Genomic DNA, 21,865 nt, shown 5'->3' with positions numbered 1-21,865 from the left:
CTAGTAAAGTGTTTCACCATTTAATCGTTTCACTACATAGTTTACTGAAACTAATAACATCAAACTAACAACGGAGTTAAATAATCCAACAGCTGCACCAAATGACCAATCTCCTGCTTGCAACCCTCTTTTGTATACATAGGTTTCAATAATTTCTGAAGCAGGTAAATTCATGTCTGTTTGTAGCAAATAGGCTTTTTCAAAACCAACACCCATGATTCCTCCAACTGCTAGAATGAACAAGACCGCCATAACTGGTTTCAGCACTTGAACGTCAATATGCCAGATTCTTTGTAATAGTGATGCCCCGTCAATCGTTGCAGCATCATGCAATTGCGGATCACTATTTGATAGGGCGGCTACATAAATAATCGATGCAAATCCAGCACCTTGCCAGATTCCAGATGCAATGAAAATCGTTCTAAAATAGTCTGGATCAGACATAAACGATATCGGACGGTCTAAGAAAACAGATAATAGAGCATTAATCGGTCCTGCTGGTGATAGAAACATAAAGACCATCCCGCCGATGACAACGACTGAAATGAAATGCGGTGCGTAAATCATTAATTGAACATTCTTTTTTATGCTTGCTCTTCTTACCTGATTTAACATGAGAGCCAAAATGATTGGAACAGGAAAACCGATAAGAAGTTCAAACGCACTTAGTTTAATCGTATTTGCGAAAATCTGATGGAAATTGGGCGAGTTCAAGAAATTTGTAAAGTGAGTCAACCCAACCCATTCACTTCCCATGATCCCCCGTGTTGGACTAAAGTCCTTAAAAGCAATCGTTACTCCATACATCGGAATGTAATTAAATACAAACACTAAACTGACGGCAGGAGCTAAAAATACATACAAGATAAAATTTTTCTTCATAAACTCTAATCGGCTTTCTTTCTTTTTCTTTATTTTAGGCAACTGATTCGAATCAGCAGCTGTCTTGGTTGTAGCGCCCCCGTTTTGAGCCATGTCTTTCCCCCCTTAAGTAATAACTTTCTTAGCAGTCTTGGAATCTATCAAACATACGAAATGCGACTTGAAAGCTTGTCATCTTAAGTAAGAATTAAGGTAACGCTTTCTTGAATTCAGTATAACAAAATCGTACTTACGGCTATTTCAATATCTTTGGTTTCGGCCTTTTAATATTTTCGGTAGTTGAAACCGGATACAAATAAGCAATGTGACGTTATCTAAGACTTCTTTTCTCCGATTCTTAAAATAAAAAGAAAGGAGTTATCCCAAAGATATGTTTTGACCTTTGGGATAACTCCTCTTGTTTATTCAACAGATTGACTAAAGTCTTTTCTCGGTAAAGAAAACGATGCTACTTTCATTATGACGAAACTGATTAAGCTCATACCGAAAACAAGGATTAATACAGGAAAGTTCAGATACAAAAAGAATACAATAGCCAGCCCACCGATCATCATGATTGTTTGAAGTGGTTTTGCAACAGCAAGAATTAAGGCATGTTTCGGATATTGCAGAAACTTCAATTTAAAATGAACGAATAAAGGAAAAATATAGAGTAAGGTCAGTAAATAGACAATGCCGATCACAACCGTTATGCTTGCCAACGTTAATTGGAGAATGTTGTTGTCTAACAGCTGCAGTACTTTAATATCTACGTATAAAATAACTCCAACAATCAAGACAAGGTATCCAATAAGATTTGACATAATGAATTCAGATTTAAATTTGCTCCAGAATACTTTCAAAATGGGGGTATCCTCATCCTCCATAATGATTTGTCTCAATACAGCAAATAATGCTACAGTAGCCGGGAAAAATCCTAATACAAAAACACCTAAAAAAGAAAATAAGATCCATAGAAGGTTTAATAGAACTAAATTAAATGCAAATGTACCTAGTCGCATGTACCATGGTGACCGATCAAACATGTTTGTACACCTCCATCGTGATAGCATTTGTTTGTCCACCTCTTCTTTACTTTACCAAAAGCAGCGAAAATAATAGTTTAATATTTTTGGTTAGGGATGTTTAAGATATTCAGGTGTCCCTGACACACTCAGCATACTTAGCAAAACCCCACAAAAAAACCCTAGTCATTCTGAGACCACTGAAAAAGTCCTTTTTAGCAGATTCGAGGAAGCAGCAATGGCTCCACACGTTGCGCGCCTGCTATGAGAAACCCATTCATAGCAGGCTTTAAGACAAAGCAACGGTTCCGCTCATTGCTTAAAGGCCATTGAAAAAGGTTAAAACCATACCTTTTTCAATGGCCTCGTCATTCTAGGGGGTTTTTCTAGTGCAACGTAGCTTGGTAATGGCTACGCTCGCTGCTCTCATTTGTGAGTAACCGCTTTAGAGATGCTAAAAACCATGTAGTAGCTTTGCTCATTAAGTCGAGTTGAGTGCGTTATTAATTTTTTCTACGGCTTCGTCTGCGGCTTCTTTTACGTCTTTTTCGTTGAGAACGATGTCTTCAAATAATTCCTTAATAGCCTTACTAATAACTGGATAAGCTGGGGTGACTGGACGGTTCTTTGAATAGGTTTGTCCTTGTTCAATAAAAATGTTTTTTGGATACTCTTTTAGCTCAGGCAGGTCCTGGACTACGGAGTACCTTGCCGGGATATCTCCTGTGATCTCCGAATGCTTTTTGACAGCATTATAGCTTGTAGCAAATTTAATAAATTCCCACGCTTCATCTGGATGTTCAGACTTTGCTGAAATCCCTAGAGCCCAACCTCCATTTGGTGTAACTTGGTAATCAGCTTTTGGCAATGGTGCGATCCCAAAGTCTTCTCCTAACACCAAACCATAACTTTCAAAATCTACCAAGTGCCAAGAACCCATGACCGTCATAGCAAGCTGATTCGATTCAAAAGGAAGAGGAGGCAACTCGACCGTTGCTACACGATGCTTCAAATATAAATCTTGATAAAACTTAAGGGCTTCCAATGCTTCTTCAGAATTTAAATATCCATCAGCAGTTGTCGCATCTGGACTTAATACATCTGCTCCGAACTGCCAAAGGAATGGCAATTTAAAATAAGCAGGGCCTTCTCCTTCACCAAAGCCTTGAGCCGGGTCGATCCCATAAATACCCTGTTCTGGATTATGAATTTTTTGGGCAATTTCGAGTACCTTGTCCCAAGTCATCGCTTGTTCTCTTGACGGAAAAGGGATCCCAGCCTCGTTAAATAGATGCTTATTATAAAATAAGGCAATACTAGATTCTGCGATAGGGGCAAGATAAATTTCATCCTGATAGGTTAACCCTTTCAATGTGTGCTCAAAGATGTCTTCAATATTTCCTTCTTCTTTCATGTATCGATCTAACGATAATAGCGTACCGGCATTGGCATATAAAGCTAAGTTAGGACTATCAATGGACATAATGTCGGGATGGTTTCCAGCAACTAACTCCGTTCGGAGCCTGAGTTCATATTCATTAGCCCAGTGCATGGAAAGCATATTGATCTTTATATGAGGATGAGCTTCTTCAAACTCAGCAACCAATTCTTCATATGCCTGATTAGACGCGTGGTTCGCTAAATTACGTAAAAACGTAAGCTCAACTAGTTCTTTCTCATTTTTTTCATCACGCTCATTAGAATACGGGGCAACATAAATTAACGCCCCCCCTGCAAGAAAACATAGAATAATGACGATTACAGCTCTTTTGCTCACCTGGTTTCCCCCTTTCTATTGCCTTCCTTTAGCCTTCAATTTATCACAATTCGGATTTACGAAATTCCAAAGGTGTTTGCCCAAAATGTTTTTTAAAAACGGTACTAAAGTAGCCTGAATTCGAAAAACCAACTAAATTAGCCACATCAATGATTTTAAGTTGTTGATCTTTAAGAAAGTGCTTCGCTTTCTCCATTCGTAAATGAACGAGATAATCACTAAAGTTTTGTCCAACTTGATGTTTAAACGTTTCTGATAAATAAGCACTATTTATATGAAATAATTTAGATAATGAAGTAAGCGAAATCTCATTAGCATAATGTTCATCCAAATAGTGTCTAATACTTTCAATTAATTTGCTGTTTGAAAAACGAGCTAATCGTACTTTTTCAATAATTAACTGGGCTAATTGAATTAGAAGCTCGATTACTTTATGTTGAGAATTTAGCTCCCAAATACTTTGTTGGCAATTCCAAATCGTGTTTTGGATATCTTTCGTCTCGGTATCGTATTTCTTCACCAATGAACCTAATAGAAAGAGTACTCGGTTGGCTACAAAGGTAAAAGATAAAACAGATTGCGCCTTTGCTCCTCCAAGGACATTGTTAAGATTTTCTTTAAACATCTCGATATCAACATTTTCAATAGCATTTGTTAACTTTCGTTCAAAATCAGGAGAAAAATCAAAAACTGCCTCTCTCGCTGCCGTCTCATCGATTACTTGTGATTGACCGCCAAGTTGACTTTGACTCCAAGAAAGCAAGCTAGAGATATACCCATTTCTAAATTCTTCAAGACCTTTTACAACATTTCCAATTCCTATGACCGTTTCTAAGTTTAAGTATTTCTTGACCTTTTCTTGAATGGACTTTACTAAGTTTGGTGTCTGCTCTGGAGTTTTTGAATCGAGCAGCTGCAAGAATTGAACCATATTCGTATAACTCGGATCGTAAAACGAGTACGTTCCTTCATGTTCTTTCGCTATTTCCTTACATAACATTTGAAAAGGAAGCCATAATTCCTTTAATCGATTCGGATTATCCTCTGATTCTCTAATTTCTACCGTTGCAAACTGCACTGTTACATTTTCATCTGCCAGTTCCTCTAACTGCAGCTGCAGAAGCCTCTCTTTCACCATCCTAAGTTGCAACCATTCTCCTTTTACTAATTGAAGGAAATATTGTTCTTGTACTTGCTGAAGATGAGAATGGACAAGCTGACGCATCCGATCTGATTCAATTTGACTTTTCTTCTCTTCCTCAATTTCTTTCCGTATTCTTCTTAATGCTTCTTCTAACTCATCAGGGGCAACGGGTTTTAATAAATAGTCTCTAACTCCTTCCTTCATTGAGCCGCGCACATAGTCAAAATCAGAATATCCCGATAAAACAATCAGCTTTACATGTGGATATTGTTCGTAACACCGTTTAGCTAATTCAACTCCGTCCATAATCGGCATTCTCATATCAGTAATGATTAAATCCACATCAATGTTTTTTAGTAATTCAAGTGCTTCTTGACCGTTGGAAGCTTCGGCAACAATTTCAAAGCCTTCTACTTTCCAGTCGACTTTAAACCGTAAGCCTTTACGAACTTGAACCTCATCATCCGTAATTATGACCTTCATCACAATCCCCCCTAAAATTAATACACAATGTAATCCGTGTCCCAACATTCTTTTCAGACTCTATTTGATAGGAAAAATCTTTTCCATAGTAAAGCTTTAATCGCCCAATTACATTTTTTAGGCCAATACTGTTGCCCTTACTCTCTAGTACAGTCATCGTTTCATCATCCATTTCTTCGTTAGCTAAATTCGAAATAACCTCTTCAGACATTCCTATCCCTTTATCTTCAACAACAATGTATACGTCTTTTCCAACATTTTCCGTTTTTATATAGATTTGTGCAGACGATTTTTCAATAAAACTATATTTCACTGCATTTTCTACGAGCGGTTGTAAAATAAATTTTATAATCGGAAATCGTCTTGTTTTCAGATCCTCGTCAATTTCAACTTTTATCGCATCCTCATATCTTAGCTTTAAGATGTCTGTGTAACTTTTAATATAACTTACTTCTTCACCTAACTTCACAACGTTGCTTTTTGTATTCAATGAATACCTCATCATTCTGCCTAAATAAACACTGACATTCATAACCTCTCTATTTTTTCCTTGAACGGCTAATCCCCCAATGATTTCTAGAGTATTGTTTAAAAAATGTGGATTAATCTGCAGTAATAACGCTTTGTACTCAGCATCTTTCCGGCGCAGGTTCGCCTCGTATTCTGTTTCGATTAACTTTTTTAATTGTTCAATAGTGCGATCGAACACTTTAATTAGATAACCGACTTCATCGTTATGCGATTTTATTGTCGGCATAAAGCGTTTGGCCCCAGCAAAATCCCCCCGTTCGATATATCCCATCGCTTTCGCCAAATTTCCAAGTGGTCTTGTAATCGTTGAAGAAAGCATGAAAGAAGCGACTATTGTTAGCATAAATACAACACCACTCGTCAGTAGTAAGTTGCGCTGCAAATTGTTCACTTTTGAAAACAAGTCAGACTCTGTCACTTCACTAATTAAAATCCAATCTCCTACCGGTAATTTTTGAAAAAACATAAAGTAAGTTTCGCCATTATGGTCCGCTTCGATTAACCCTTTCTGTTGATAACCATTCGCTATTTCAGCCAAACCTTGTTTTAAAATATTATGAGGGAGATCGACGTGCCCTTGAAAAACATTTGACCCTTTTTGGTCGATCAAATAGGCTCGACCTTCTTGTCCAATTTTAATTTTATTTAAAGCCTTCTCTAGCAAGTCAGATGGAAAATTAACTTTTATGATCCCACTTGGAACTAACGTATTTGTATCAAAGAGAGGCAATATATAACTGTTTATTTCACCTGGATATGGCTGCAATTGATCGATATGTGACTTTGCAAGCTGTTGTTCATGTTCAATAAAATCTTGGAACCACTCTTCCTCATCGAGGTCTGGATTATTCCCCCAAATTCCAGTACCATCATAAAAAAGTACGGAAATGGACATAAAATTTGAATTGTTTACCATCATGGAAGATAACAATCTTCTTAGTTCATTCTTCACCAGCAAAGTCTCATCATCCGCACCATTCTCTTTTTCCAGCCTTAACCACTCTTGAGTCGTTTCGTTAATGAGCACCTGCTTACCTAAATCCTCGGCCTGTGTCGTAATCGAGTCAACATACAACAAATACTGATCCATCATTTCAATTGTTAAGTCTTGTGCCTGATCTGTAATAATAGTTGTAAACCAGCTTGGAATAATAATTGATAATAGAATAAATGGAATCGTTAGCAAACATGTAAAAATAAGAAATAAACGATTGCGTAATGTAAAAAACATTTCAGCCTTCTTTCTCAATAAGATAAAAAAAGAAACCCCTTACATTTTATCTTAAGATTTTATCCGTCACTATAAGTCTAGTTCATTCGCTGTTAAATGATCAATCAGTAAATTAAGTCTTCCTACCTATAAATTCTTTGTATAGAACATTAGCATATCGCCCACAATTTTACCACATGGAAATTTAAAGTAATCGCCGCTAGCAGGTGGTTGTTAATCAGTTATAGAGAGCCAGTGTTCAATAAAAATAGACAAGTACCCTCGCTCAAATGCATTAATTATTTAAAAGAATAATTGTTTTGATATAATTTCCCATCCATTTATTTGTACTACTCTTTAATCCAAAACAAAAAAGCCCTCTATCCAAGGACTTTTCTCATTGTGTTATAATGACCTCTACTCGTATCGAACTAGTGACTAAATTAATTTAAACTTTTCTGTATCCAAAGTATTTTCTCTTTTTCTTTTGTAGGCAAAGACATCCTGAACTTTCTTTTCAATACATTGACATTTGAACTGATGAATTCTACTTTTTTATAAGGTTTATTACTAGAGTTGTTAGTTCCATCAAAATGAAGGATCATTTTGAACAGAAAATGATCCTCTTTTGAAATGACAGCTCGATACGTACCAATATATTCCCCATCTGCATTATGACCTTTGATTTTTCCTATCCAGATGCTCATTAGATTCATCACCTTTGAAGTATTAAACAACCTACCAACTATTCAATTATTTGTCTATGTTCCTTAATTTGAATGAGTGAAAAACCAAATGGATCTAATTCTACCTTAGAACTTCTTATCGTTTTTTTACTCCATAGATCTATTGCTTTTTTATCTGTAAAGTCACATGGTAGATTGATCTGTACGTCTTTATCTGAATTATTTATAGCTATCAAGATCGTTTCATCGTCAGATTTTTTCGAGTAAATTACATGGTTTGTTTCAACATTTGTTTCAAGTATTGTAAACTCCCCATTATTACCTAAAACAACGTGTTCTCTTCTTAAAGCAATGACTTTTTTTACAAACTCAAGTAATCCTAAATCCTGTTCTTCTTCATTCCAAGCCATACATTTACGGCAACCAGGATCATTTTCACCAGTTATACCAACTTCATCTCCATAATAGATACATGGAGTACCAATAAAAGAAAGTTGAAATAAAAAGAGCAACTTTAATTTTTCTTTGTTTTCCTTACAAATTGTTAATATTCTCGGGGTATCATGACTACCTAATAAATTAAAGGCTACCTCATTAACATTTTTCGGATAAGAGCTAAGTACCTTTGTTAATTGTTGACCAAATTCCTCAGCATTTATTTCATCTTTTGCAAAGAAATCTAAAGTAGCCTGTGTAAAAGGATAATTCATGACTGCATCGAATTGGTCCCCTTGTAACCAAGGCATCGAGTCATGCCAGATCTCCCCAAGTATGTAGGCATCTGCCTTAATAGACTTAACTACTTGTCGAAATTCTCTCCAAAATTGATGGTCTACTTCATTTGCGACATCAAGACGCCAGCCATCTATATCAAATTCTTCAATCCAATAACGGCCAACATGAAGCAAATATTCTTTTACTTCTGGATGTTCCGTGTTTAATTTCGGCATGGCATGGGTGAACGCAAAGGTATCATAATTTGGTTCAGGTAAAGGTTTCACTGGAAACTCCCTTAAATGAAACCAATCTTTATACTTTGACTCTTCCTGGTTTTTCAACACATCTTGAAAAGCATCAAAGTAAAAGCCGCTGTGATTAAACACGGCATCAAGCATCACTCGTATCCCGTTTTGATGGCAAACCTTTACTAAACTCTTAAATGTTTCCTTGTCCCCAAATTGAGGATCAATCTCAAAATAATCAATTGTGTCATATTTATGATTAGATTTTGCCTTAAATATTGGGGTAAAATAAATCCCATTAATCCCCAAGCCCTTTAAGTAATCAATGTTTTTAATAATCCCTTCAAAATCTCCACCAAAAAAACTATCTACCTTTGGCTCTGCACTCCCCCAAGACAATGTTCCTTCAGGGTTTAAATCTGGATTACCATTTGCAAACCTTTCAGGGAAAATTTGATACCATATTGTCTCCTTCACCCAGTCTGGAGCTTTAAATACATCCACTTCATTTAAGAATGGAAAGCAAAAATAAAAGTTAGTCGTTTTAGGATCCTTTTCTTTGAATCCCATCTCACCGTAAATAACCCTTTCATCTTGCGAGTAAAGTTCAAAGCCATAACGTAATCGTCGGTACTCAGGTTTCACCTCTACAAACCAATAATCAAACAATTCATCCGTTCCTTCCAATACCATTGGTTTTGTACTGTTTACCCATTCTTCCTTTTCCCACTGATAAGGGTCTCCAAAAATCAAGTATGCTTTTGTTATGTCCCCTTTTTTTGCCTTCAAACGAATATGAAGGGTTTCGCTATCGTAGGCATAAGCATAATTATTTTTCGGTCTGTGATAAATTGCTTCTTTTAACATTTATACCAACCACCAATCATTTTTAAGTTGTCTAACTAGAATAAAGACTATTTGATTATTCCATTATCTAACGAAATCAAACCACTAGAAACCGTTTACATTCAGAAGTAGGTGTCTTTTATTTTGATTTAACCCCCGGAATATTTAAATGGTGTTTTCTTTCACCTTCTAATAGATAAATATGACACTCACATTAGTAACAAGTAAACAAAAATTCAAGTAAAGTATAAGTAATTCACCTATAAAAAAACCTGTGTCTCAACAGGTTTTAAAAACATTAGATTCATCTTCCTACTCTTTCTTTAGCAAGCACCTGATCAATCTCTTTTGCAGCCTTTGATAAACCTTCCTCTACACTGACACTTCCAGTAAGAATCAACTCTAAGTATTTACTATAAATTTCATCAACTTCCCACCATTTTGGTACAATAGGTGGGAAAAGAACTTCATCAAGACTGTCTACATATGGTTGATAATGTGGAAAATGATCATATAATTCTGAGAGCTCAACCTTGTTATTTGTTGGCTTTAGACCTGCTTGTGCCATATACGTTTGAGGTCCTATATTAGTCATCCATTTAGCAAAGGTCCATGCTGCTTCTTTATCTTTTGCCGCTTTTGAAATAACGATATTTTCTCCACCCAAAATTGCTCTTTTATTATCATGGATTGGAAATGGTGCAGCCACAGTTTCTTGATTCATCGATTGAATCTGCTCTTCAGAGAAACTACTATAAAACCAAGGTCCCTCATCAATCATAAAAAAGTTACCGTCTAAGATACCTTGCCATAACCCTCCAGATGTTACTAAATTCCCTTTTTGATAAAATGATAAAAGCTTATTAACAGCAGCAATGCTTTTCTCACTATTTAAATACCCTGTAGCTTGTGAATAGGTTGGATCGGTTAACATCCCGCCGAAGCCATAAAAATATTGTAACGTTGCCCACATTGAAAAGTCACTGATCCCAATAACATATTGATTTCTTTCAACTAAATTTATTAGCTCATCCATTGTTTCAGGCGGGGTATCCTCACCTGAAATTTCAAGTAAATCCTGGTTGTAGATGGAAGCCTTTGTGTAAATATTTAAAGGAACACCGTAATATTTCCCATTATAATAGTTAGATTGCATTAGGCGCTCATCAAACTGATCTTTTAATTCATCAAATTCTTCAAAATCACTTAGGGGATGTAAAAGGTCAAGTTGTGCAAATTCCGGAGTCCAAGCGATGTTCAACCTAATAACATCAGGCGCTCTATTAGTAGAAGCTCTAGAAACCATCTCCGAAATTAATGTATGATTATAATGTTGTCTAACTGACTTCACTTCAAGCATTGGATATTCCTGTTCAAATAAAGGAATGATGCTATTTTCAAAAATATAGGTCTCCTTTTCATTATACGTATGCCAATAAACAATCACTTCTTTTTCGGATTCAGCATCTAATGCGGGGCTATTATCTCCAATAATGGTTTGGTTGCCACAACCTGTAATCAAGAAAAATCCCACAAGCAAGAGAAGAACATTCTTTTGTTGCATAAGCCCCACAATCGCCACCTCCTATTTTTGCTGTTTTAACCGATAATCAATTGGTGAATTGCCTGTCATTCTCTTAAACAGTTTGCTGAAATATTTAACATCTTTAAATCCAGATTGTTGTGCCACTTCGTATACCTTTAATGAAGTGTTCATTAACAACTCACTTGCTTTATTAATTCGAAGGTTAATCACATAATCAATAAATTTTTGATCACTATACTGCTTAAACAAAATACTAAAGTAATTTCTACTTATATGAATATGATCAGCAACCTTTTGAAGCGTTAATTCTTCGGTATAGTGCTGATGTATATAACTAATTGCACGTTCCATCAGCTCATTATCACTACTTGGCTTACGATTTCGTTCCGAGATAAGTTGAATACATTCATCAATATTTTTAATAAGCAAAATATACAACTCGTCAAGCGTTTCGGTTTGTTGAAGTTCATGGCATTTAGCAATTAGTAATGAGAGGTCTAACTTATTTCCAAATAAACTCGATAATAAATCACTTGCTTCCTGTCTAATTACTGACGCTTGAAATTCTCCCTGCTTCCATTGCTTGTAACGTTCTTCAATAAACGTAACTACCTTTTCCTTATCAACAGGGATAACAAACTGTTTCATTTCATCTGCTATAGATCGTCTATTTGAAAATTCTTTTAACTCTTTATAAGAAAACACAACGTCTTCAGGATAAAAAAATCGCCTCTCACAAGCTAAAAAGCTTCGCCTAAAGCCTTCTTTAGCTTCATATACACTTGAAATAATATCATAACCAAATGAAAAGCGTACATTTAACTCTTGCATCACTACTCCTTGTAGTTGGTGAAGTACTCTTACAGGATCAAGATCGATATTCACGAAAAACAGTATATCTACATCGCCAATTATTAAGCAAACGCCTGTTGCATACTGATTATAAAAACGCTCTTGAACCTCTTCAAGTGTGAAGCTTTTAAATAAAACTCCATATTGCTCTTCAATCTTTGCTATATCGTTCATCTTCATATAGATAACGAGAATGGAACCAGAATTTAAATAATTGATTTCTCCGTAATCAGAAAAATCTTTTTCATTTAGAAGGATACGCTTTAAATCTTGTTCAACCTTTTTTCTTTCGAGTAAAGAGGTAGACTGATCAACAAGAGTTAACTTTTTCTTTATATACGTTTCTTCCTCCAAGAGTTTCACACACTTTTGAATTAATTGTACAAACTCCTCTTGCTCGAGTGTAGGTTTTAAAACATAATCAATCGCTCCGTATTTTATTCCCTCTTTGACATATTCAAACTCATTAAAGCTGCTTACTAAAATGACCTTTATTTTCGGATAAAGATCTACCGCTTTCCTCATTAGAGTCAAACCATCCATCACTGGCATTTTAATATCTGTAATTAAAATATCAACACGATTTTCCTTCATGGCTTTAAAGGCCTCCTCCCCATTCGGGAAAGCTCCTAGTAAAAATAATCCTTCTTTATCCCATTCTACAGAAGCCTTTAAACCAAAACGGATGACAGGCTCATCATCAACGATCATAACGTTATACATGATTCTCACCTCTATCTTTTTAGTTTTATGACCAATGTAACCGTTGTTCCATTTGTGCTACTATCAATTTTCACAAGTGAATCCGATGCATAATAAAGCTTAACTGACTCAAAAACATGAAGAAAACCGATACCTACAGACATATTAGGAGTGTAGGTTGCTTGCTGAATTTTGTTTAATTTATCCTTGTCCATCCCTATGCCATTATCAGAAATACCTATTTCGACTCCACCATCTATCTTTCGTCCTGATAATTTGATTATGCCTTCCTTGTCAGTTGGTACAATCCCATGAAAAATAGCATTTTCAACAATAGGCTGCAACAGCATTTGTGGAATTAGAAAATCATTTACTTCCAAATCAACATCTAATTGCAATTGAAAGGTTTGCTCATAACGAATTTGCATAATGTTAATAAACTTTTCGATAATTTCGATCTCTTCTTTGACTGTAACAAATGTTCCTTTCTTTCCCATATTTGCTTCAAGTAACCTCGTTAATGCTGATAAAGCCATATTTGCACGATCAAACTGTTTAAAGTTCACAAGCCACCTTACTGTACTGAGTGTATTAAATAAAAAATGTGGATTGATTCGGTGTTTCACCGCACGCAACTCCGCTTCCTTCTTTTGAACTTGTTCACTTTTCACTAATTCCATAAGGTGCTCAAGCTTTTCTAACATCCGATTAAACTCCATGCTCATCATCCCAATTTCATCAGATGTTTGTACGTTTGTCCGAACATTAAAGTCCCCTTCACCGACAAGCTTCATTTGATTTGTAAGTACTTTGATAGGCTTTGTTACCCGGTTTGCAAAAAACAAACCAATCAAAATAGCTGCTATGCCAAACGTAATAGAAGATAAAATTACAATCGTTTGAATCGTAAGTAATTGACCTGTAATTTCTTTAATTGGAACGACTCCTACGATCGTCCAGCCGTTTGCAAGTGGTTGTTTTACTCCATAGTAATTAAGCCCATCTTCTACATACTCAAATTCTATTTCTTCTCCATCTATGACTCGATCATATAATTGCTGATTCGAGATCATTTCGTTGATCTTTTCAATATTTGAATCAATCATAATGTTACCTTGTTGGTCAACAACAAAGAAACGCCCCGTTCTTCCTAACTTAATCTGGTTAATCGTATCAAGTACTGCCTCTCCATCAAGAAACACTTGAATATAGGCAATATTATTTAAAGTATCAAAATCCTTCATTACGCGACTAATCGGTAAAACCAATTCGGTGCTCTCTTCTAAACCACTAAACCACTCAAACTGAAGGCCTTCCCAATACAATTCACCATCTAAATTCCTTGATGCAATCACCCAGTCCAACTCTCTCAAGTTAGTTTGATAGAACTTTTCCCAATGGAAAAATCTACTTACCCAACTTGTCCCCTCTTCCCTTAAAATATAAATCATCTGTACATGAGAATTTGATTGTATATGTGCGTTTAAGAATGAATTCATCATTTCATTATTTTGGTGACGTTCATGTTCTGAAAGTTCAGTATCTAGATCCGCTTTAACAATTTCCTGCAGCCTCTTATTACTATAGATGAGATTCGACATGTCACTTCCAGCTGTGAGAACATTAGACAAGGAATCTGCTGCTTGGCGAGTAGTCTGAATTGAAGACTCTCTTACATTTTCTTTAATGATGTTTGATGAAGATACATAAAAGAAAATGCTATTAAACAGAGTGGGGATTAAACTTACTATTAATACCACAAAAACAACCTTTGTAGCGAAACGATTTTTAGTCAAGTTTTTATTGTTTATCATCATTTAGTCCCTTATTAACTCAATTTCTTGGTACCATCATAACTTTCACACATTAATCAAGCAAGGTGAGGTATACTTGCTTCTTTTATATAACTTTCCGAATTTTAAGAAAACATTAATTACTACTTTTTCATATACTCTATTATATATACGATATAACTTTCAGGAAATCGTCTTCATTATGAGGGTGGTGTCTTTTATTACAATCGATTAACCGTAAACTATCATACAATCCCAACAGTGTCTTATATTATTAAAGATAAGACACTGTTTTTGATTTGGAGCTTAGAATTTAACATTCTAGAGAATCACCTTTTTAGTGAGGAATAATTCTTTCATCTCAATATATTTTTTTGAAATTTTAGTCTTTGTTTTGCATTACCTTTAATAATTACATCTACACCACTATCCATATTTCTTTCAACTTTTTCTCCCTTGATTACTTTCGTGGCAGCTTCAATGCTAAAATACCCCATATCATAAGGGTTCTGTGCTACTGTTCCAGGCAAGATCCCTTCTTCTACTAACTCAATCATTTCGTTAATTCCATCTGCTCCGACAATAGGAATAGAAATCCCATACTCTTCAATAACATTAAAAACACTTAATGCCATAATGTCAGTTACCGTATATACACCTTTTATATCAGGATGTTCCTGTAAAACTGTTTTCATCGCTTCTTTAACAGGTGCTGTTTCATTTGGTAAATCGACTATTTCAACGATCTCGATTCCAGCAGTCTCTAAACTCATTTTAGCTCCTTTTATCCGATCACGTGAAATTGGATGACTTAATTCACCTGCAAGTAGAGCTACTTTATTTCCTGGCTGAAGACTTGCAGCTAATAGCATCCCACCCATTCTTCCTAATTCAAAATTATTCGTTCCAATATATGAGGTTATATATATCCAAGGGTAATCTGTATCTAACAACAATACAGGAATATCTCTTTTGACAAACTTGCGTAATGTAGGAATAATATTGGATGCAACGGGAGAGACAATTAATACATCTGGATTTTCATTAAGAATTGTTTTTAACAAATTCTCCTGCACATCTTCTTCTGATTCGTAACTAGGTGCGACAACTGTCCCGTTCAAACCAAAATCACGAAAACCTTTTTCAGCTCCAGCTTTTATAATTTCAAAATATTGTGTATCTAAGTCCTTCAAAACAACAACTACTGTTGGTTTTTCAGTATCAAATACTTGGAATAAAACACCAATTAAAATGGAAAACGCAAAAACCGCTAAAAGAATTATATACTTTTTTCTCATCATTCAATCCCCATATTGTTACATTCACTCGATTTAGTGTTCGTATTGATTACTAGTCTGCTTTATTATGGAACATATAGTTTTTGTTAAGAACCATCTCCATTAAGAATAAAGTGTCTTATATTATAGTCTTTTAACTAGACTAAAATTGAATAAGAAAAAACTGTGATCAAATTCGATCACAGTTTTCATGTCCATAAATTTAATGATGTAAGATTATTTCTATTAAAGTAACTATCGAAATGATCCCTTTATAGCTGTTACCTTTGTAAAATAACAGTTGTGTAAGCGGGGATTTTTAGTGTACTATTTTTAAAATCTATTTCCTCCATATCACCAATATAAAAATAGTATTCTTGATAATTACTTAGATCACCTTCCAAGTCTATTTGTTTTATTTCACTTGTTAAATTATGAATCACAAGCTTCTCTTCATTATTAGTTACTCTTTCAAACGCTAAGACCCCTCTCTCCTTAATGGTCGTACTTTTTATTTCCCCTGCGATTAGCGCTTCACTAGCACGACGAGCATAAATTAATTCTTTGTAGTGATTTAACAAGGAATCATTCTCGTGTAATTGTGTTTCTATACTAATCCCTTCATCTCCTTCGTGGTATTGATCTTGTCTCCAAGTTGTTTGTCCCGTTCCATTTGGATCTTCGTACCATCTCATTGGCAATCGAATATCTTCATCAGGTTTCTTCCCTTCCATTCCAATCTCTTCCCCATAATAAATGTAAGGATTTCCTGGTAACGTTAACAATAATGAAGCTGCCATCTTTGCGTGGTTCATATTGCTATTTACTTCACTCATTACTCGGTTCAAATCATGATTTGTGATAAAAGTCGAATCAATAAAATCTTCAGACATCGTACTAAAATAATTCCTTGTTCTTTCAAGATCTGTAACTAAACCAGCATCACTCTCCGACTTCACAGAAGCCAATAGTTTATCAGATAAATCAAAGTTAAATGCTGATTGTAACCCCCCGTCTAGATAAGGCGCTACAACTGAAGCTGAGTCCCAAACTTCTCCTACTAAAATTACATCCGGATTAGCTTTTTCCATTTCACGTCTAAATTCTCTCCAGAATTCATGATTCTTCTCCTGATAATCACTGCCATGATAAGAACTATAAATATGTTTGGCAGCGTCTAACCGAAAGCCGTCCACCCCTACCTCTTCAAGCCAAAACCTTCCTATTTCATAAATCTCATTTCTTACCTTTGTATTATCCATATTTAAATCAGGCATTCCGTGCCAAAACACTCCTTCGTAGTAACCATTCTCCGCTCGATGCCATACTTGTTGTCCCCACTCTCCATTTTGACTTGTGTTTGTATCCTCATCTGCCCATACATAATAATCTCGATAGGTTTCGTCATTTTGTAATGCCGCTTGGAACCATGGGTGTTCTTCACTTGAATGGTTGATTACAAAATCTTTAATGACTTTTATTCCTCTTTTATTTGCCTCTTCCACAAATTCTTTAAACTCTTCCATTGTTCCGTGCTCTGAATTAATCTCTTTATAATCAGTTACATCATACCCATGATAACTAGGAGAAGGATTAATCGGCATCAACCAAATTCCTTCTATACCTAACTCTTGTAAGTAATCAAGCTTCGATGTAGCCCCTTTAAAATCCCCGATCCCGTCACCTGTAGAATCATAAAAAGCCCTTACGAACATTTCATAATATACACCATGCGGTTCTATTGTTTTTAGATCTTCATTTTCAAATGTTATTGGATTGTTTGCTTTTTCTGAACATCCAGCTAGCAAAAGTGTCGCAGTAAGTACGATTGCTAAAATTAATCTTTTTTTCTTATTATGCATTAAAAAGTCATCTCCCATTTTAACTCTTCTCTATTAGAGCTTACTCAAAAAAGGCCGATTTTGCTTTTTTGAACAAGCTCGAAACAATTAACAATTCCACTGTCATTTTTAAGACCGTCCTTTGAGTGTTAGTCTCATTAGACGGCCGCGGTGGAGTTTAGCTTTTCCATTGTAACTTATCCTTTATTTGCTCCTGCCCTTAACCCTTCTGTTAGTGGTTTTTGAAGTACCATAAATAGAATGGTAATTGGAACGGCAACAAGGACTGCTCCTGCTGCAAAGGTTGTAAATTCAGTGTTACCAAGACCTTGTACCATTTCAAACAGACCAACAGCTAACGTTTTATTGGCATCGGACCTAAGCACAAGTCTCGCCAATATGAAGTCCATCCATGGTCCAATAAAGTTCATTACCGCGATAAAGACCATAATTGGCAGCGATAAAGGCATCATAATTCTAAAGAAGATCGTTAAATGACCTGCTCCATCTATTTTGGCAGCTTCTTCTAAGCTTTTGGACATTCCATCGAAATATCCCTTTACAAGCCAAGCTCCAAACGGGATTGACCCACCAGCATAAACTAAAATTAATCCCCAATGGTTATCTAATAGATTCATTTGTAGAAGCAAAATATAGATCGCAATCATCGCCATAAAGCTTGGAAACATTTGTAGAACCAAAATGGCCATCAGCCCTGCTCGTCTACCAGGAAAACGAAAGCGCGAAAAAGCGTAAGCTGCAGTTAACACTAAAAAGGTAGAAATAAGCATATTCCAAAACGAGATTTTCAGTGTGTTCATATACCAACGTAGATAATCGGTTTCATTAAATAAATAAATATAGTGTCGAAGTGATAAGTTTTCAGGAAGTAAGCTTGTGGCGAAAAGCGTATTCCCTGGATTTAAGGAACCAATGATGACAAAGTAAACAGGATATAATATCATGATACACGTAATCACCAGCACTCCATATATGACAAACATCCGAATGAAATTCTTTAATTTTTTACTCATCATCGCATCATATCCTCTTCTTTAAATGCTCTTGTTTTGCTAAAGTTCCATACAGAGAAAATCGCCACTACGATAAAAATTAACAAACCAACAGCAGATGCCATTGCAAACTGATTATGATCAAAGGTCATTTTATAAATCCAACTAATTAAAATATCTGTCGACCCTGCATAACTATAGTCAGGATTTGTTGGACGCCCCTCCGTGAAAAGATAAATCATATTAAAGTTATTAAAGTTTCCTGCAAAACTCATAATTAATAATGGTGATGTTGAAAACATGACTATTGGAAACGTAATATTACGAAATTTTTGCCAAGCGCTAGCACCATCAATTTCAGCCGCTTCATATTGTTCTTTATCAATTCCTGTCATAACTCCAGCCATTAAAATCATCCAAAACGGGAATCCAAACCACATGTTTACAACAACTAACATGATTTTCGCCCATGTTGGGTCGGTGAAAAAAGGTATTGCACTTAGTCCCCATTCAGCTAAAATTGGATATTGATCAATCAAATTATTAATATATTTATTAATTGGTCCGAATTGTCCATTAAAGATATTACGCATGATTAAAATCATAACAAATGCCGGAATCGCCCACGGTAAAATAAAGATTCCACGCCAAAACTTCTTGAATTTCACCCCTTTTGACTCGATCAAAACGGCGTAGAAAAAACCTACAAAAAATGTGGTGAAGGTTGTTAGTACTGCCCAGACAATAGTCCACATGAATACACCGTAAAATGTTCTACTCCATGAGTTCCTATTAAAGAGATCAATAAAGGTCTGAAAACCCACCCAATCAACTAAATTCCGCGGCGGTAAAAAGTTCGGTCCTGAGTAATTGGTAAAGGCAATCATAACAGAAAAGACTAATGGTAAAATCGTTAAGAATAACGTGAAAATAACAGTTGGAGTTAATAGAATATAGGCAAATCCATGCTCCCAACTGTTTTGAAGCGATTGTTTTAACGTACGCGGTGTACCTCCTTTGTCTCGTTCTTTCCCAACTTTATAGGCATCACGTACACTAATAACATAGATACATAAAATAACTAGTGCAATCAATAAAGCAATGATTCCTTCAATCATAAGGAAAATAGAATGATGTCCTTCAAATACAACTCTGCCTCGTTCACGAATTTGTGGGGTTTCTCCTAGTGTTCTAAGTCCCCACATTGCCCACTGAAAAGGTTGAGCATAAAAAATGATGATATAGAGCCATAAAACGGAGAAAAAGAGACCTTTGCCAATTTGTCGATTGTAAAATTGCCCCAATCCCATAAAAAGCAATGATAAAAAAGAAGCAATAAATGCTTTCGTTTTAAATACACTCTTTATTGGTTTCTGTTCATTTGGGTTTACTTTTTTTTCCTCTTCAACTCGGTTTAATTTTGGTTCCTGTTCATTTGGGTTTAATTTTGGAGCCGGCAATCCTGCCATTATTTTCAGCCTCCTTTATAAATAATTCCCAAGTTGGAACTCCCAACTTGGGAATTTCATTTCATTAATTGTTTAACACATCAATTGACTCACTTATTTGATCTACCGCACTATCTAAAATGTCTTCAATATCACGGTCCGTATTCCAAATGCTTATAAATGCATCACCCATTGGTCCCCACACAATTTGCATTTCAGGAATATTCGGCATTGGTTGTGCAAATTGTGCTTGCTCCAAGAAAGCCGATAAAATCGGATCGTCTAAAATAACATCACTTTCGAGTAAAGCTAAATGTGGTGGTAATTCACCAGTCATTTCAAAACGTTTTTCTAGCATTTCTTCACTCGTTGCAAATTGTGCATAAAGAGCAGCAGCATCAGGATAATCTGTATAAGCACTCACATAGTAACCTTTTACACCTGAGAAACTCGTTGGATTCTCGCCATTACTTAATAGTGGCAGTGGAGCAACACCAAAGTTCACTCCCGCCTCAATATGTGCATTTACATCCCATGGTCCAGATATACGGAACATAACCTGATTTTCATTGAAAAGAGTTCCGATTACATCTCCTGTAATGTCCTCCGTATTAAGTGGCAAACTCGCTTCTCTTATTTCACGCATAAATTCACCAGAACGTACAGCACCTTCGTTATTTAATCCAGTAACCGATGGATCAGTATTGTCTTCACCAAAAACGTAGCCTCCATAACCACCTAAAAATGCATGTGTAAAGTAATAGTTTCCAGGTTCAAACATGATACCGTAGTGATCTGTTCTTACATTTGTAAAATCCCTTGATAATTCTAAAAGTTCTTCAAATGTTTCAGGTACTTCCTCTACAAGATCTTTGTTGTAATAAAGTGCATACGTTTCAATTGCATAAGGATAGCCATACAATGTATCATCTACTGATGTTCCAAGAACAGCAGCTTCCATGAAATTCTCTTCATAGTACTCAGGAAAAAAGTTTTCAACAATAAGACCTGCAGCGTCCATAGTTCCTGCATGATCATGAGCGCCTGCAAATACATCTGCTCCAAGTCCGGCTGGTCCATCCGTTTGTAAAACCCCAGGAGCATCAGTATGTCCTAATTCTTCTACTGTTACAGGAACACCATATTCTTCAGTAAATTTCTCAGCAACATATTCAGCCCATTCTCGATGTTCATCACCATTGTCCCATACGAGCAGTTCCGCTCCTTCTTCAGGGGTGATTTCAAAATCAACGAGTTCGTTGTCTGAACCTCCATCCCCATCTATAGGGTTGCTTACTGGAGGTGCACTTTGGGGCGGACCGGAACAAGCTGCAAGGATCCCTATCGATAAAACACCTGTTGCTAATACGTTTAAAAATTTTTTGATTTTCATCTTTACTACTCCCCCTTAATTATTAAGTACATGCTAATTTTCTATCAGATACGACATTTAAGAAACCGTTTTCATTACTATTGATGTGTCTTTTATTACAATTGTTTTACCTATATTTACCAACTATCTTTTATGGTGGTTTATATTCTTCAAATTAAAAATACAAGACACCGTTTGTCTAAACATTCATAAATTTCAAGTTGAACTTTACACACTATAAAAAGTCATGACCTCCATACTAGGAAGGTCATGACTTTTTCATTTGCTGATGATTATGGTCGAAAACGTCCTTATCTAAATCTAGTTTAAGAATTTCTTCTTTTCGATCTTCAAAGTTTCATCACTCTTTAAAGAAAGAACAGGAAAAGTTTCTTTTTTTCTAAAATTAACCTAAACACATCTCAATCATTAAAATAATACATAATTCGTTTATTTCCTGCTGGTTCAATAAACAATCAGTATTTAAGTGACACAC

Annotated in this window: 15 protein-coding genes; all 15 read right to left on the bottom strand. The window is 35.6% G+C overall.

From position 1 onward, the window contains the following. A complete protein-coding gene (locus AC1FXP_RS17655; RefSeq protein WP_480063347.1) occupies positions 1-882 on the bottom strand; it encodes an ABC transporter permease in 882 nt (293 codons plus the stop codon). A gap of 401 nt (positions 883-1,283) precedes the next feature. Further along, a complete protein-coding gene (locus tag AC1FXP_RS17650; protein WP_480063300.1) occupies positions 1,284-1,907 on the bottom strand; it encodes a YesL family protein in 624 nt (207 codons plus the stop codon). A gap of 460 nt (positions 1,908-2,367) precedes the next feature. Further along, positions 2,368-3,663, bottom strand: a complete 1,296-nt coding sequence (locus AC1FXP_RS17645) for an ABC transporter substrate-binding protein (RefSeq protein ID WP_480063299.1) — start codon at positions 3,661-3,663, stop codon at positions 2,368-2,370. 43 nt (positions 3,664-3,706) lie between these two features. Then, complete coding sequence (locus tag AC1FXP_RS17640) at positions 3,707-5,290, bottom strand: response regulator transcription factor (RefSeq protein ID WP_480063298.1); 1,584 nt, start codon at positions 5,288-5,290, stop codon at positions 3,707-3,709. Next, complete coding sequence (locus AC1FXP_RS17635; protein WP_480063297.1) at positions 5,268-7,052, bottom strand: cache domain-containing sensor histidine kinase; 1,785 nt, start codon at positions 7,050-7,052, stop codon at positions 5,268-5,270. Before AC1FXP_RS17635 ends, AC1FXP_RS17640 begins: the two co-directional genes overlap by 23 nt. 422 nt (positions 7,053-7,474) lie before the next feature. Further along, positions 7,475-7,738, bottom strand: a complete 264-nt coding sequence (locus tag AC1FXP_RS17630; RefSeq protein WP_480063296.1) for a hypothetical protein — start codon at positions 7,736-7,738, stop codon at positions 7,475-7,477. A 38-nt stretch (positions 7,739-7,776) separates the two neighbouring features. Then, a complete protein-coding gene (locus AC1FXP_RS17625) occupies positions 7,777-9,546 on the bottom strand; it encodes an alpha-glycosidase (RefSeq protein ID WP_480063295.1) in 1,770 nt (589 codons plus the stop codon). A 283-nt stretch (positions 9,547-9,829) separates the two neighbouring features. Then, positions 9,830-11,089: an extracellular solute-binding protein gene (locus tag AC1FXP_RS17620; protein WP_480063346.1), complete on the bottom strand. Its 1,260-nt coding sequence runs from the start codon at positions 11,087-11,089 to the stop codon at positions 9,830-9,832. A gap of 21 nt (positions 11,090-11,110) precedes the next feature. Next, positions 11,111-12,646, bottom strand: coding sequence for a response regulator transcription factor (locus AC1FXP_RS17615; protein ID WP_480063294.1), 1,536 nt, complete (start codon positions 12,644-12,646; stop codon positions 11,111-11,113). 11 nt (positions 12,647-12,657) lie between these two features. Beyond that, the gene (locus AC1FXP_RS17610) at positions 12,658-14,385 is read right to left on the bottom strand and encodes a sensor histidine kinase (RefSeq protein WP_480063293.1); all 1,728 of its coding nucleotides are present in this window, start codon (positions 14,383-14,385) and stop codon (positions 12,658-12,660) included. 389 nt (positions 14,386-14,774) lie between these two features. Beyond that, positions 14,775-15,719: a sugar ABC transporter substrate-binding protein gene (locus AC1FXP_RS17605; protein ID WP_480063292.1), complete on the bottom strand. Its 945-nt coding sequence runs from the start codon at positions 15,717-15,719 to the stop codon at positions 14,775-14,777. Between the two features lie 257 nt (positions 15,720-15,976). Then, positions 15,977-17,557 carry an alpha-amylase family glycosyl hydrolase gene (locus tag AC1FXP_RS17600; protein WP_480063291.1) on the bottom strand — a complete coding sequence of 527 codons (1,581 nt, stop codon included), beginning with the start codon at positions 17,555-17,557 and terminating at the stop codon, positions 15,977-15,979. 176 nt (positions 17,558-17,733) lie between these two features. Continuing rightward, a complete protein-coding gene (locus tag AC1FXP_RS17595; protein WP_480063345.1) occupies positions 17,734-18,570 on the bottom strand; it encodes a sugar ABC transporter permease in 837 nt (278 codons plus the stop codon). Continuing rightward, positions 18,570-20,018 carry a carbohydrate ABC transporter permease gene (locus AC1FXP_RS17590; RefSeq protein ID WP_480063290.1) on the bottom strand — a complete coding sequence of 483 codons (1,449 nt, stop codon included), beginning with the start codon at positions 20,016-20,018 and terminating at the stop codon, positions 18,570-18,572. The genes AC1FXP_RS17595 and AC1FXP_RS17590 overlap by 1 nt, the downstream gene beginning before the upstream one ends. A 64-nt stretch (positions 20,019-20,082) precedes the next feature. After that, a complete protein-coding gene (locus tag AC1FXP_RS17585) occupies positions 20,083-21,390 on the bottom strand; it encodes a sugar ABC transporter substrate-binding protein (protein WP_480063289.1) in 1,308 nt (435 codons plus the stop codon). Between the last annotated feature and the right edge of the window lie 475 nt (positions 21,391-21,865).

The sequence above is a fragment of the Halalkalibacter sp. HAAS-P013 genome (assembly GCF_056619925.1).
This window is presented reverse-complemented; position numbering and strand designations above follow the sequence as displayed.